This is a genomic window from Burkholderia gladioli (genome assembly GCF_000959725.1).
GTDB lineage: Bacteria > Pseudomonadota > Gammaproteobacteria > Burkholderiales > Burkholderiaceae > Burkholderia > Burkholderia gladioli.
Map to the genome: position 1 here is coordinate 2,155,500 of NZ_CP009323.1, position 12,783 is coordinate 2,168,282.

Sequence of the window (12,783 nt, forward strand, 5' to 3'; positions counted from 1 at the left end):
ACATGATCGGTAACTGGAACTACGGTACGGGCCGCCGCAAGAGCGCAGTCGCTCGTGTCTTCATCAAGGCTGGCAAGGGCGACATCATCGTCAACGGCAAGCCCATCGCTGACTACTTCTCGCGTGAAACCTCGCTGATGATCGTGCGCCAGCCGCTCGAGCTGACGAACCACGGCCAGACGTTCGACATCAAGGTCAACGTCACGGGCGGCGGTGAGACGGGTCAAGCCGGTGCAGTGCGCCACGGCATCACCCGCGCGCTGATCGACTACGACGCGACGCTCAAGCCGCAACTGTCGACGGCCGGCTTCGTGACGCGCGATGCGCGTGAAGTCGAGCGTAAGAAGATGGGTCTGCGCAAGGCACGTCGCGCCAAGCAGTTCTCGAAGCGTTAAGCGCTTCCGGCAGGTCGCCCCAGGGCGATGCGCCGACGAAAACCGCCAGTCATCGACTGGCGGTTTTTTTATGGCCGGAACCGGTCGAGGAGCGTGCCCGCGGCGCGCGAATGAGGGCGCGAACCGCTTGATTTCGCGGACTTCGGCACGATCTTCGGAACCGCCCTACAATAGCGGCTAGAGTTTTCTGGAGAGTTCGCAATGAACGCTGTCACCGAATCCGCGGTTACCACCGCCACCGAAATGCCGCTGCCCTTCGTCTTCACCGACGCGGCGGCCGACAAGGTCAAGCAACTGATCGACGAAGAGGGCAATCCCGAGCTGAAGCTGCGCGTGTTCGTGCAGGGCGGCGGCTGCTCCGGCTTCCAGTACGGCTTCACCTTCGACGAGGAAGTCAACGAGGACGACACCGTGATGGTCAAGAACGGCGTCCAGCTGCTGATCGACTCGATGAGCTACCAGTACCTGGTCGGCGCCGAGATCGACTACAAGGACGACCTGAACGGCGCGCAGTTCGTGATCAAGAACCCGAACGCGACCACCACCTGCGGTTGCGGTTCGTCGTTCTCGGTCTGAGCCGGCTCGACTGAGCGGTTCGCGCGGGCGCCGTCGCGGCGGCCCGTGCATGCAAAACCCCACGCCGTGCGTGGGGTTTTTGTCGTTTCCGCGCCGTACAGGAACGGCGCGGCGAACTTCAGCGCGGATAGAGCGCGCCGAGCACGCGTTCGCCGGCGGCGCCCGTCACGCCGGGGATGTTGCCGGCCAGGCGCGCCGTGAAGCGGTAGGCCAGCCAGGCGAAGGCGATCGCCTCGACCTGCTGCGGCGGCACGCCGAGCGCCGCCGTGGTGTCGAGCGAGGCGCTCAGCCCGGCGGCGGCCAGCGCATCGCCGAGCGCGCTCATCAGCACCGGGTTGCGCGCGCCTCCCCCGCACACGTAGACGGCCCGGCAATCGGGCGCATGTCGCGCGATCTCGCGCGCCACCGTGACGGCCGTGAGCGTGGTCAGGGTGGCCTGCACGTCCTCGGGGGCGACCTGGGCGAAGGCCTGCAGGCGCGTCTCGAGCCAATCGGGGTTGAACAGGTCGCGCCCGGTGCTCTTGGGCGGCGGCAGGTCGAAATAGGGTTCGGCGAGCAGCGCGGCGAGCAGGGCCGTATCGGTCCTGCCGCGCGCGGCGAAGCGGCCGCCCTCGTCGTAGGGCTTGCCGAGATGGCGCAGCGCCCAGGCGTCGAGCAGGGCATTGGCGGGGCCGCAGTCGAAGCCGCGCACGCCGGCGCCGCCATGCGCGCCCTCGGCCGGCAGCAGCGTGATGTTGCTGATTCCGCCGAGATTGCAGACCACGCGCGTCTCCTCGGGCGAGCCGAACAGCGTGGCGTGGAAGGCCGGCGCGAGCGGCGCGCCCTGGCCGCCGGCGGCGATGTCGCGGCTGCGGAAATCCGCGATCACGTCGATATGCGTGAGTTCGGCGAGCAGGGCCGGGTTGTTGGTCTGGCGCGTGTAGCCGCGCTCGGGGCGGTGCCGCACGGTCTGGCCGTGTACACCGATCGCGTGCACGTCGGCGGGGCCCAGGTTGGCGGCGCGCTGCAGCTCGTGGCAGCAGACCGCGTAGCGCGCGGCCAGCGCATTGGCGGCCAGCGATTCGCGCTCGATCTCGTCGCTGCCGGGCTGCTGCAGCGCGAACAGCGCCTCGCGCAGCGAATCGGCGAAGCCCACGAAGGCTTCGGCCAGCACGGCAGGCGGCTCGCCGGCCGCGAAGCGCACGGCGATGCCGTCGCAGCCGTCCATGCTGGTGCCGGACATCAGCCCGAAATAGACGCCATCGGCGGGATGGCCTGGCTGGGTGCGCTTGGCTGGATTGGGCGCCACGGTTTCGCTCCTGTCGTGATGCGCGCGGGCGACATGCCCGGCCGCGGGTGTCCCGATTATCCGCGCAAGCGAGCACGCCGTTAAGCGATACCGGTCCGCGCGCGAGTTATGGGAAAATCCCGGTTTTCCCGACTAACCTCGTTCCCGCCCCCGATGAGCCAAGATTCCCAAACGAAGCCGGCACTGCCGATCACCGACGGCGTGCGCGAAGCGCTCGCGATCACGAAACGCGGCGTCGACGAGCTGCTGATCGAGGACGAGTTCGCGCAGAAGCTGGCGCGCAGCGAGGCCAGCGGCACGCCGCTGCGGATCAAGCTGGGCCTGGACCCGACCGCACCCGACATCCACATCGGCCACACCGTGGTGCTCAACAAGATGCGCCAGTTGCAGGACCTGGGCCACACGGTGATCTTCCTGATCGGCGACTTCACCTCGCTGATCGGCGATCCTTCGGGCCGCAACGCCACGCGCCCACCGCTCACGCGCGAGCAGATCGAGGCCAATGCCAAGACCTACTTCGAGCAGGCCGCGCTGGTGCTCGACCGCGAGAAGACCGAGATCCGCTACAACAGCGAATGGTCGATGCCGCTAGGCGCCGACGGCATGATCAAGCTGGCCTCGCGCTACACGGTGGCGCGCATCCTCGAGCGCGAGGATTTCACCAAGCGCTTCCAGGGCGGCGTTCCGATCTCGATCCACGAATTCCTCTACCCGCTGATGCAGGGCTACGACTCGGTGGCGCTCAACGCCGACCTCGAGCTCGGCGGCACCGACCAGAAGTTCAACCTGCTGGTGGGCCGCGAGCTGCAGAAGCAGTATGGCCAGGAGCCGCAGTGCATCCTGACCATGCCGCTGCTCGAGGGCCTGGACGGCGTGGAGAAGATGTCGAAGTCCAAGGCCAACTACGTCGGCATCAGCGAGAAGCCCACCGACATGTTCGGCAAGCTGATGAGCATCTCGGACGTGCTGATGTGGCGTTACTTCGAACTGCTGTCGTTCCGCCCGATGGCCGAGATCGCCAGGTTCAAGGCCGAGATCGAGGCGGGCCGCAACCCGCGCGACTTCAAGGTGCTGCTGGCGCAGGAGATCGTCGCGCGCTTCCACTCGCAGGCCGACGCCGAGCGCGCGCTGGAGGACTTCAACCATCGTGCCAAGGGCGGCGTGCCCGACGATATCCCGGCCGTCACGCTGGGCGGCGCGCCGCTCGCGATCGGCCAGTTGCTCAAGCAGGCGGGGCTGGTGCCCTCGACCAGCGAGGCGCTGCGCAACATCGAGCAGGGCGGCGTGAAGATCGACGGCGCCACGGTGTCCGACAGGGGCCTCAAGGTCGAGGCCGGCGAGTACGTGGTGCAGGTCGGCAAGCGCCGCTTCGCACGCGTCACGCTCGGCGCATGATCGCGCTGATCCAGCGCGTGCGGCGCGCCGAGGTGCGCGTCGGCGAGCGCGTCACGGGCGAGATCGGCGCGGGCCTGCTCGCGCTGGTCTGCGCCGAGCGCGGGGATCACGAGGCCGCGGCCGACAAGCTGCTGACCAAGCTGCTCGGTTATCGCGTATTCAGCGACGCGGCCGGCAAGATGAACCTGCCGCTCAGCAACCTCGACGGCGGGGGCCGGGCGGGCGGCCTGCTGCTGGTCTCGCAGTTCACGCTGGCGGCCGATACCAACAGCGGGATGCGACCCAGCTTCACCCCGGCCGCGCCGCCCGAGGAAGGCGCGCGGCTGTTCTCGTACTTCGTCGAGGCCGCACGCGCGCGTCACCCGATCGTCGAGACCGGCGAGTTCGGCGCCGACATGCAGGTCTCGCTCGTCAACGACGGCCCCGTCACCTTCTGGCTGCAGGTGCGCCCGTCCTGAGGGCGGCGCAGCGACGGCCCGTTTCACGCTTCGCGACATCGATGACCACGCAAATCCTCTTCATCCGTCACGGCGAGACGCCGTGGAACCGCATCAAGCGCATCCAGGGGCATATCGACATCCCGCTCGCCGAGACCGGCGTCGAGCAGGCGGCACGCCTGGCCGAGCGGCTCGCGCGCGAGGCCGGCGAGGGCGCTCGGCTCGACGCGATCTATTCGAGCGACCTGCAGCGCGCGCGCCAGACCGCGCAGCCGAGCGCCGACGCGCTGGGTTTGCCGGTGGCCCTGGGCGAAGGGCTGCGCGAGCGCAACTACGGTGCCTTCCAGGGCCACGACAGCGGCGAGATCGCCGAGCTGTTTCCCGATGCCTACGCGCACTGGCAGACGCGCGACCCGGGTTTCGAGCCGGCGGGCGGCGAATCGCATCGCGCCTTTTATCACCGCGTGCTGGCCGCGATCGCGCCGATCGTGGCCGCGCATCCGGGCGGGCGCATCGCGATCGTCACGCACGGCGGCGTGCTCGACTGCGTCTATCGCCGCGCGGCCTCGCTGCCGCTGGAGGCGCCGCGCCAGTACGCGCTGCTCAACACCAGCATCAACCTGGTCGAATTCGACGGTGACGCGCCGCGCATCCTGCGCTGGGCCGATGTCGACCATCTCGGCGGCGAGAGCGACGACGACGGCTACCGCAAGGTGCTCTGAAGCGCGTCCACGAATGCAAACGGCCCCGCTCAGGCGGGGCCGTTTGCATTTGGCGCACGGTTCTTACCGGATGCCGTGACGCGTCTTGTAGTCGAGCGTGTAGGCGAGCTTGCCGGGCTTGGAGGCCGTGATCGGCGCGATCAGGTCGCCGAAGGTGCCCTTGCCGTACTTCTTGCCCGCGTTGATCTGCGCGAGGCGGCCGAGATCGGCGCCGCTCTTGCCGTCGATCACCGGATCGGTGGTGGCCACCATCTTCAGCGAGGCGTTCCAGGTCGCGTTCAGGTAGCCCGTGTCGGCCGTGGCCGGATCCGGGTCGGTCGCGCCGAGCTTGCTCAGCGTGTAGCCCGACAGCGGGAAGTTCGCGCGCAGCCAGTCGGCCCAGTAGAACTCGAGGAAGTCGGTGGAGGGCGTCGGCTTGCTGTAGCCGATGTCGCGCGTGAAATAGACCAGCGAGCGATAGACGTCGTCCTGCATGCCGAGCTTGAGGCCCAGGCCGGTGGGCAACTGCGCCGGCGTGATCGCCGCGCCCCTGGCGTCCTTCAGGCGCGTGTAGCCGCGGCGCTGCATCTCGGCCCAGAACGCGCTGCCGCTGTAGCCGCTCAGGTTGTCCTTGACGATCACGTGCACGTGCAGCGCCGCGCCACCGTCCGGCACCTCGTAATAGGTCGACAGGCCGTGGTGGCCGTCGGTCAGGTAGAGCGTGTCGCCGTTCGGGCCGATCACCACCGGGTTCAGCACGCTGGTGTCGCGCTTGCTCGCGTCGCTGGTGCTGCAGGCATAGCTGCTCGCGTCGCTCAGCCTGGCGCTTGCGCCCGAGCTGCCCGAGACCAGGCCGCCGAGGCCTTCGTCGGCGCAGAAGTCGTCGAACTTCTTGGTCGGATCGAGTTCGTAGCGGCCGAGCTTGTAATAGATCTGGTCGTAGCCGAGCGCGGCTTGGGTCGGGTGCAGCTCGCCGAGCGCGACGTCGAGCATCTGGCCGGCGCTGGCCGATTGCCATTTGCCGGGCGTGGGAGCGGGCGTGGCCGGCGTGGTGGAGGTCGACGAGGACGGCGCCGGCGCGGCGGCGAGCGAGGGCGTGGCTGCCGTGCCGTCGCCGCCGCAGGCGGCCAGCGCGAGCAGGGACGAGAACGAGGCGGCCAGGGCGAAACGGCTGAGCGAGACAGGCATGGTGTGAGCGGTCGGTGAGAGTGACGGCGGCGCGGCATGGGCGGCGCGCGAAAAGGCGCCAGCTTGCCGGTTCGATATGACAGCAATTTGAAATGATGTCGATCATGATCGCAAGTCTGTCGACAGCAGGTGGTAAGGCGTGAGGCGCGCGGGCCTGCCGGCCTGGCGGATCTAACGCGAGGACGGGCCGGTTTCGGTGCGCGGATCCGCGGCCTGGCCGGGCGGCTCGCCGCCGGCCGCGGCCGGGGCGGTGCCTGCCGCCACGCGCCGTCGCGCGCGCCGCGAGGCGCCGTTGACGAGCGCCCAGCGCAGCACCGGCGCGACCAGCCTCACGCCCGGTCGCGCGACCACACGCCGGACCGGTGCCAGCGAAGCGAGCCCGAGCTGGGCCTGCGCCCAGTCGGGCAGCAGGTCGACGCCGGCATGGAACAGCAGGCGCAGCGCCGGCCGCATCGAGGGGCGCGGCACCGGCGTGTCGCGCAGCACGCGGATCACCTCCCGGGTGCGCTCGCTGGCGATCAGCTCGCCGCGCATCCGTTCGAGATAGGCGCGGATCTCGGCGCGCGAGACCGGTACCTGCCCGGCACCCAGCAGCATCGCGATGCGCGCCGTCTCGGCGTAGTAGCGGTCCTGTTCCTCGCCGCCCAGGGCGGGGTTCACGTAGCGCAGGTGCGCGGCCATGAAGCTCGACACCTCGGCCACGTGCACCCAGGTCAGGAGGGCCGGGTCGCTGGCGCGATAGGGCCTGCCGTCCGGCGCCGTGCCCGTCACGCCGTCGTGGATCGACCTGACGCGCGCGATCAGGCCCAGCGCGTCGGCCTGGCTGCCGAAGGTGGTGCCGGCGACGAAGGTGGCGGTGCGGCGCAGCCGGCCGAGGATGTCGGTGCGAAAGCTCGAATGATCCCAGACGCCGGCCAGCGCCAGCGGATGCAGGGCCTGCAGCAGCAGCGCGGCGATGCCGCCCGCCATCATCGAGGTGAAGTCGCCATGCACGCGCCAGCAGACGGCTTCGGGGCCGAACAGCCCCGGATCGCCGGGCGGGGAGGAAAAATCGATGCTCGGGCCGCCGCCGCCCGAGGTGAGCAGGGTGATGCCGCCCGCGAGATGACGGCGCAGGCGCTCGGCGAGCCGATGTCCGGGGGCGCTGGTGCTGGGTTCACGCGGCGGCTCGGACATCTCTCGGCTCCCGTTGCCCGGCTAGCGCGGCTGGTCGGCGTCGGGCACGCCGTGCGCGGGGCTGCCGGTATCAGGCACCGGCAGGCCGAAGTGCCGGTAGGTCAGCAGGGTGGCAACCCGCCCGCGCGGCGTGCGCTGCAGGAAACCCTGCTGGATCAGGTAGGGCTCGAGCACGTCCTCGATGGTGTCGCGTTCCTCGCCGATCGCCGCGGCCAGGTTGTCGACGCCGACCGGGCCGCCGTCGAACTTGTGCAGGATCGCCTCGAGCAGCTTGCGGTCCATCAGGTCGAAGCCGACCGGATCGACGTCGAGCATCGCCAGCGCCGCATCGGCCACCTCGGCGGTGATCGCGCCGTCGGCCTTGACCTCGGCGTAGTCGCGCACGCGGCGCAGCAGGCGGTTGGCGATCCGCGGCGTGCCGCGCGAGCGGCGCGCGATCTCGAGCGCGCCTTGCGGATCGATGCGGGCCTGCAGCAGCGAGGCCGAGCGCTGGACGATCCGCGACAGTTGCCCCGCGTCGTAGAACTCCAGCCGCGCGACGATCCCGAAACGGTCGCGCAGCGGATTGGTCAGCATGCCGGCGCGGGTGGTCGCGCCGACCAGGGTGAAGGGCTGCAGGTCGAGCTTGACGCTGCGCGCGGCCGGCCCCTCGCCGATCATGATGTCGATCTGGTAGTCCTCGAGCGCCGGGTACAGGATTTCCTCGACCACCGGCGAGAGACGGTGGATCTCGTCGATGAACAGCACGTCGTTGGCTTCGAGGTTGGTGAGCAGGGCGGCCAGGTCGCCCGGGCGCTCCAGCACCGGGCCCGAGGTCTGTCGCAGGTTCACCCCCATCTCGCGCGCGATGATGTGCGCGAGCGTGGTCTTGCCCAGGCCCGGCGGGCCGAACAGCAGCACGTGGTCGAGCGCTTCCGAGCGGCGCTTGGCGGCCTCGATGAAGATCTCGAGCTGGCCGCGCACCTTTTCCTGGCCGACGTATTCGTCGAGCTGGCGCGGGCGCAGCGCGCGTTCGAACGCCTCCTCGTGCGACGAGGCGGGCGTGGCGGCGATCACGCGTTCGCCGGCGAGTTTGTCGGTTTCGATCATGGGCGCATTGTACCGCGCGGCCTGCCGCCCAAGAATCGGCCGAACCGCCGACCCGCGCGCCGCTGCCTCAGGCCTTCGAGAGCGCCTTCAGGGAGAGCTTGATGCCGTCGGACACGCCGGTGCCGGCCGGCACGTTCTTGATCGCGGCCAGCGCTTCCTTTTCCGAATAACCGAGCGCGAGCAGCGCGTTGAGGATGTCGGCCGCGTGGTCCGACTGCGAGGCCTGGCCGGCCAGTTCGCCGAGATCGGCGCCGAGCTTGCCCTTGAGCTCCAGCAGCAGGCGCTCGGCGGTCTTCTTGCCGATGCCGGGCAGGCGCGTGAGGCGCGCGCTGTCCTGCAGGGTGACCACCTGCGAGAGCTCCTGCACGCTCATGCCGGAGAGCACGGCCAGCGCCATGCGCGCGCCGATCCCGCTGATCTTCAGCAGCTCGCGGAAGGTGGTGCGCTCCTGCGGGGTCAGGAAGCCGTACAGCAGGTGGGCATCCTCGCGCACGATCAGCTGGGTGAGCAGCACCACGCGCTCGCCCGTGTGCGGCAGGTTGTAGAAGGTGCTCATCGGCACGTCGAGCTCGTAGCCGACGCCGTTGCAGTCCACGAGCAGGTGGGGCGGATTCTTTTCGAGCAGGGTGCCGGCAATGCGACCGATCATGGCGAGGACGGGAACGAGGAGGGACGGAAAGCGCGAGTGTAGCGCAGGCACGGGCGCGGTACGCGCCGCAGCGGCTTCAGCCGACCAGCCGGCCGCGCCGCACGCGATAGCCCTTCTTGCCGAGCGCCGGGGCCAGGCCGCCGAGCGTGGCTAGCGCGTCGCCGGCATTCGCATGGCAGATCGCCATGCCGAGCGCGTCGGCCGCGTCGGTGCCGGGCAGGCCCGACAGGCCGAGCAGGCGCACCACCATCTGCTGCATCTGCTCCTTGGTTGCGCGGCCGTAGCCGACCACCGCCTGCTTCAACTGGGTGGGCGTGTACTCGGCCACCGCCATGCCGCCTGCCACCAGGCCGCAGATCGCCGCGCCGCGGGCCTGGCCGAGCAACAGGGTGGATTGCGGATTGACGTTGACGAACACCTTCTCGATCGCCGACTGGTCGGGCCGGTACTCGCGCACCAGGGTCGAGACGCCGTCGAAGATGGTGCCCAGGCGCACCGAGAGTTCGGCGCTCGGGGTGCGGATCACGCCGCTCGTCACGTAGGCGAGCCGGCTGCCCTGCACGTCGATCACGCCGAAGCCGGTGACGCGCAGGCCGGGGTCGATGCCGATGATACGCATGAAGAACGGATGGGGAGCGGGAGGAAAGGCCGTGGATGGGGCGATGGTACAACGATCGCCGGCACGGCAGGCGAATCGCCGTCGGCCGGGCATGAAAAACGGCGGCGGGGCAGGGCCCGGCCGCCGTTTCGTGCCTTGGCGCCAGTGCGCCGGGCGGGCGCCCGAAGGCGCGCGATCAGTGGCGGAAGTGGCGGATGCCGGTCAGCACCATCGCGATGCCGTGTTCGTCGGCCGCCGCGATCACCTCGTCGTCGCGCATCGAGCCGCCCGGGTGGATCACCGCGGTCGCGCCGGCGGCCACCACCACGTCGAGGCCGTCGCGGAACGGGAAGAAGGCGTCCGAGGCGACCGCCGAGCCGGCCAGCGTGAGGCCCGCGTTCTGCGCCTTGATGCCGGCGATGCGCGCCGAGTCGACGCGGCTCATCTGGCCGGCGCCGACGCCGAGCGTCATGCCGTTGCCGCAGAACACGATCGCGTTCGACTTGACGAACTTGGCCACGCGCCAGGCGAACAGCAGGTCGCCGAGTTCCTTCGGGGTCGGCTGGCGCTTGGTGACCACGCGCAGTTCGTCGGGCTGCACGTTGCGCGAGTCGAGCGACTGCACCAGCAGGCCGCCGCCGACGCGCTTCAGGTCGAAGGCGTTGAAGCCGTCGCCCAGCGCAATCTCGAGCAGGCGCACGTTCTGCTTGGCGGCGAACACCTGGCGCGCCGCGGCCGAGAAGGACGGCGCGATCAGCACTTCGACGAACTGCTTGGCCACCGCCTGCGCGGCCGCTTCGTCCACTTCGCGGTTGAACGCGATGATGCCGCCGAAGGCCGAGGTCGGATCGGTCTGGAAGGCCTTGGCATAGGCCTCGGCCGCGTCCACGCCGAGCGCCACGCCGCACGGGTTGGCGTGCTTGACGATCACGCAGGCCGGGGCATCGAAGGTCTTCACGCATTCCCAGGCCGCGTCGGAGTCGGCGATGTTGTTGTAGGACAGCTCCTTGCCCTGCAACTGGCTGTAGTTCGCCAGCGACCCGGCCGGCGCGGCCAGGTCACGGTAGAACGCGGCGCTCTGATGCGGGTTCTCGCCGTAGCGCAGGTCCTGCACCTTGTCGAAGGCCAGGTTCAGCGTGGCCGGGTAGGGCTGGCGCGTGGCGTGCTGCAGCTCCTCGGTCAGGCTGGTCAGGTAGTTGGTGATCGCGCCGTCGTATTGCGCGGTATGCGCGAACACTTTGGTGGCGAGACGGAAGTTGGTCGGGTAGCCGACCGTGTTGCCGTTGGCCTTCATCTCGTCGAGCACCACGGCGTAGTCGGCCGGGTCGACGATTACCGTCACGTCGCGATGGTTCTTCGCGGCCGAGCGCAGCATGGTCGGGCCGCCGATGTCGATGTTCTCGATCGCGTCGGCCAGCGTGCAGTCGTCCTTGGCGATGGTCGCGACGAACGGGTACAGGTTCACCACCAGCAGGTCGATGGTCGGGATGCCGTGCGCGTCGAGCGCCTGCATGTGCTCGGGCAGGTCGCGGCGCGCCAGGATCCCGCCGTGCACCTTCGGGTGCAGCGTCTTCACGCGCCCGTCGAGCATTTCGGGGAAGCCGGTGTAGTCGGCCACTTCGGTCACCGGGAGGCCCGCCTCGGCGAGCAGTTTCGCGGTGCCGCCCGTCGACAGCAGCTTGACGCCCTGCTGCGAGAGGGCCGTCGCGAATTCGACGATGCCGGTTTTATCCGAAACGGAGAGGAGCGCTTGCTTGATCATGATGGGGAGCACCAGTAGCCAATAGCCAGGAAAACGGGAACGAAGCGGCCGCGCGAGCGAGCCCGCCGGACTACAGCAGCCCGTGCTGCTGCAGCTTCTTGCGCAAGGTGTTGCGGTTGATGCCGAGGTACTCGGCGGCGAGCGACTGGTTGCCGCCCGCCTGTTCGAGCACCACCTCGAGCATCGGCTTCTCGACGCAGGACATCACCATGTCGTAGACGTCATGCGGATTGGAGCCGTCGAGATCCCGGAAATACACGTCCAGGCTGTCGCGGACACATTGTTCGATGTTGTGCTTGCTCATGCTGCTATTGAATAGGGTCGGTTGCGCTGTCCTCGTCGTCGACATAGACGAGATGATCGGACTGGGCGCGCTGCGCGTCGAAGTAGTCGTTGACGGCGGCAAGCTGTTCGCGTGTGGTATCGAGCGTGTTCATCCGGTGCCGGAATGCGTTGGCGCCCGAAAGGCCGCGAGTGTACCAGCCGATGTGCTTGCGCGCAGTACGTACGCCGGTAAATTCACCGTAGAACGCGTAGTGATCCTCGAGGTGCTCGTTGAGCAGTTGCTGGATCTCGTCGACGCTCGGCGCCGGCAGGGTTTCGCCGGTTTGCAGGAAATGATCGATTTCGCGGAACAACCAGGGCCGGCCTTGCGCGGCGCGACCGATCATCAGCGCGTCGGCGCCGGTGGCGTCGAGCACGGCGCGTGCCTTGCGCGGCGAGGTGATGTCGCCGTTGGCGACCACCGGGATCTTCACCGAGGCCTTCACGGCGGCGATGGTCTCGTATTCGGCCTCGCCGCGGTAGAGGTCGGCGCGGGTGCGGCCGTGCACGGTCAGCATCGAGATGCCGGCCTCCTCGGCCAGGCGCGCGATGGTCAGCGCGTTCTTGTGGTCGCGGTCCCAGCCGGTGCGGATCTTCAGCGTGACGGGCACCGCGTCGGGCCCGCTGCCGACCGCCGCTACCACCGCCGAGACGATCCGCACCACCAGCGGCTCGTTCTGCAGCAGGGCCGAGCCGGCCGCGACGTTGCAGACCTTCTTGGCCGGGCAGCCCATGTTGATGTCGATGATCTGCGCGCCGTTGGCGACGTTGTAGCGCGCCGCCTCGGCCATCATGGCCGGATCGGCGCCGGCGATCTGCACGGCGATCGGCTCGACCTCGCCGGCGTGGTTGGCGCGTCGCATGGTCTTCTCGCTCTTCCAGAGCTGGGCGTTGGAGGCGACCATCTCGGAGACGGCGTAGCCGGCCCCGAGCCGCTTGCAGAGCTGGCGGAACGGGCGGTCCGTGACGCCGGCCATGGGGGCGACGAACAGGTTGTTGCGCAGGACGTGAGAGCCGAGAACGGGCATCGCAATGGCAGCGCCCGCGCGTGGACGCGGGCCGGGATCGGGCGGAGGGAAAACGCGCATTTTACCGTAAGCGGGCGAGGGGCCGGGCGGGCGTAATTGTCGACTAACGTCAAATCGCGATGAAGCTTTGATGAAAGCGCGGTGACGGCGCGCGATGGCGGGCGGCGAAAGCCGCGC

14 protein-coding genes are annotated in these 12,783 nt (G+C 69.2%); 5 read left to right on the top strand and 9 right to left on the bottom strand.

The window, feature by feature from the left end; translation table 11 throughout:
* Positions 1 to 2: 2 nt before the first annotated feature.
* Both rpsI and erpA read left to right on the top strand, forming a co-directional pair.
* Positions 3 to 395 carry a 30S ribosomal protein S9 gene (gene rpsI, locus BM43_RS26690; RefSeq protein ID WP_013696656.1) on the top strand — a complete coding sequence of 131 codons (393 nt, stop codon included), beginning with the start codon at positions 3 to 5 and terminating at the stop codon, positions 393 to 395.
* 201 nt (positions 396 to 596) lie between these two features.
* Positions 597 to 971 carry an iron-sulfur cluster insertion protein ErpA gene (erpA, locus tag BM43_RS26695; RefSeq protein ID WP_013696657.1) on the top strand — a complete coding sequence of 125 codons (375 nt, stop codon included), beginning with the start codon at positions 597 to 599 and terminating at the stop codon, positions 969 to 971.
* 118 nt (positions 972 to 1,089) lie between these two features.
* Here erpA and BM43_RS26700 read toward each other — a convergent pair whose 3' ends face one another.
* Complete coding sequence (locus BM43_RS26700; RefSeq protein WP_036048249.1) at positions 1,090 to 2,259, bottom strand: anhydro-N-acetylmuramic acid kinase; 1,170 nt, start codon at positions 2,257 to 2,259, stop codon at positions 1,090 to 1,092.
* A gap of 153 nt (positions 2,260 to 2,412) precedes the next feature.
* Between BM43_RS26700 and tyrS the strand changes: the two genes are divergently transcribed.
* The 3 genes from tyrS to BM43_RS26715 are packed head-to-tail and all read left to right on the top strand — an operon-like array spanning position 2,413 to position 4,813.
* Complete coding sequence (gene tyrS, locus BM43_RS26705; RefSeq protein ID WP_036048246.1) at positions 2,413 to 3,654, top strand: tyrosine--tRNA ligase; 1,242 nt, start codon at positions 2,413 to 2,415, stop codon at positions 3,652 to 3,654.
* A complete protein-coding gene (dtd, locus tag BM43_RS26710) occupies positions 3,651 to 4,112 on the top strand; it encodes a D-aminoacyl-tRNA deacylase (RefSeq protein WP_036048245.1) in 462 nt (153 codons plus the stop codon). Before tyrS ends, dtd begins: the two co-directional genes overlap by 4 nt.
* A 41-nt stretch (positions 4,113 to 4,153) precedes the next feature.
* Complete coding sequence (locus BM43_RS26715) at positions 4,154 to 4,813, top strand: histidine phosphatase family protein (protein ID WP_013696661.1); 660 nt, start codon at positions 4,154 to 4,156, stop codon at positions 4,811 to 4,813.
* Between the two features lie 63 nt (positions 4,814 to 4,876).
* Here BM43_RS26715 and BM43_RS26720 read toward each other — a convergent pair whose 3' ends face one another.
* From BM43_RS26720 to dusB, 8 genes are all read right to left on the bottom strand, one after another.
* Positions 4,877 to 5,980: a ParB/Srx family N-terminal domain-containing protein gene (locus BM43_RS26720; RefSeq protein ID WP_036048243.1), complete on the bottom strand. Its 1,104-nt coding sequence runs from the start codon at positions 5,978 to 5,980 to the stop codon at positions 4,877 to 4,879.
* A gap of 171 nt (positions 5,981 to 6,151) precedes the next feature.
* On the bottom strand, positions 6,152 to 7,156 hold the full coding sequence (locus BM43_RS26725; RefSeq protein WP_036048242.1) for an oxygenase MpaB family protein: 1,005 nt from the start codon (positions 7,154 to 7,156) through the stop codon (positions 6,152 to 6,154).
* Between the two features lie 21 nt (positions 7,157 to 7,177).
* Entirely contained in the window at positions 7,178 to 8,245 is a 1,068-nt protein-coding gene (gene ruvB / locus BM43_RS26730) for a Holliday junction branch migration DNA helicase RuvB (RefSeq protein ID WP_013696664.1), read from the bottom strand.
* A 67-nt stretch (positions 8,246 to 8,312) separates the two neighbouring features.
* Complete coding sequence (ruvA, locus tag BM43_RS26735) at positions 8,313 to 8,894, bottom strand: Holliday junction branch migration protein RuvA (RefSeq protein ID WP_013696665.1); 582 nt, start codon at positions 8,892 to 8,894, stop codon at positions 8,313 to 8,315.
* Between the two features lie 76 nt (positions 8,895 to 8,970).
* On the bottom strand, positions 8,971 to 9,513 hold the full coding sequence (gene ruvC, locus BM43_RS26740) for a crossover junction endodeoxyribonuclease RuvC (RefSeq protein WP_013696666.1): 543 nt from the start codon (positions 9,511 to 9,513) through the stop codon (positions 8,971 to 8,973).
* 175 nt (positions 9,514 to 9,688) lie between these two features.
* Positions 9,689 to 11,254, bottom strand: coding sequence for a bifunctional phosphoribosylaminoimidazolecarboxamide formyltransferase/IMP cyclohydrolase (gene purH / locus BM43_RS26745; protein WP_036048239.1), 1,566 nt, complete (start codon positions 11,252 to 11,254; stop codon positions 9,689 to 9,691).
* Between the two features lie 70 nt (positions 11,255 to 11,324).
* Complete coding sequence (locus BM43_RS26750; protein ID WP_013696668.1) at positions 11,325 to 11,558, bottom strand: Fis family transcriptional regulator; 234 nt, start codon at positions 11,556 to 11,558, stop codon at positions 11,325 to 11,327.
* A gap of 4 nt (positions 11,559 to 11,562) precedes the next feature.
* Positions 11,563 to 12,606, bottom strand: coding sequence for a tRNA dihydrouridine synthase DusB (dusB, locus tag BM43_RS26755; RefSeq protein ID WP_036048237.1), 1,044 nt, complete (start codon positions 12,604 to 12,606; stop codon positions 11,563 to 11,565).
* Positions 12,607 to 12,783 lie beyond the last annotated feature (177 nt).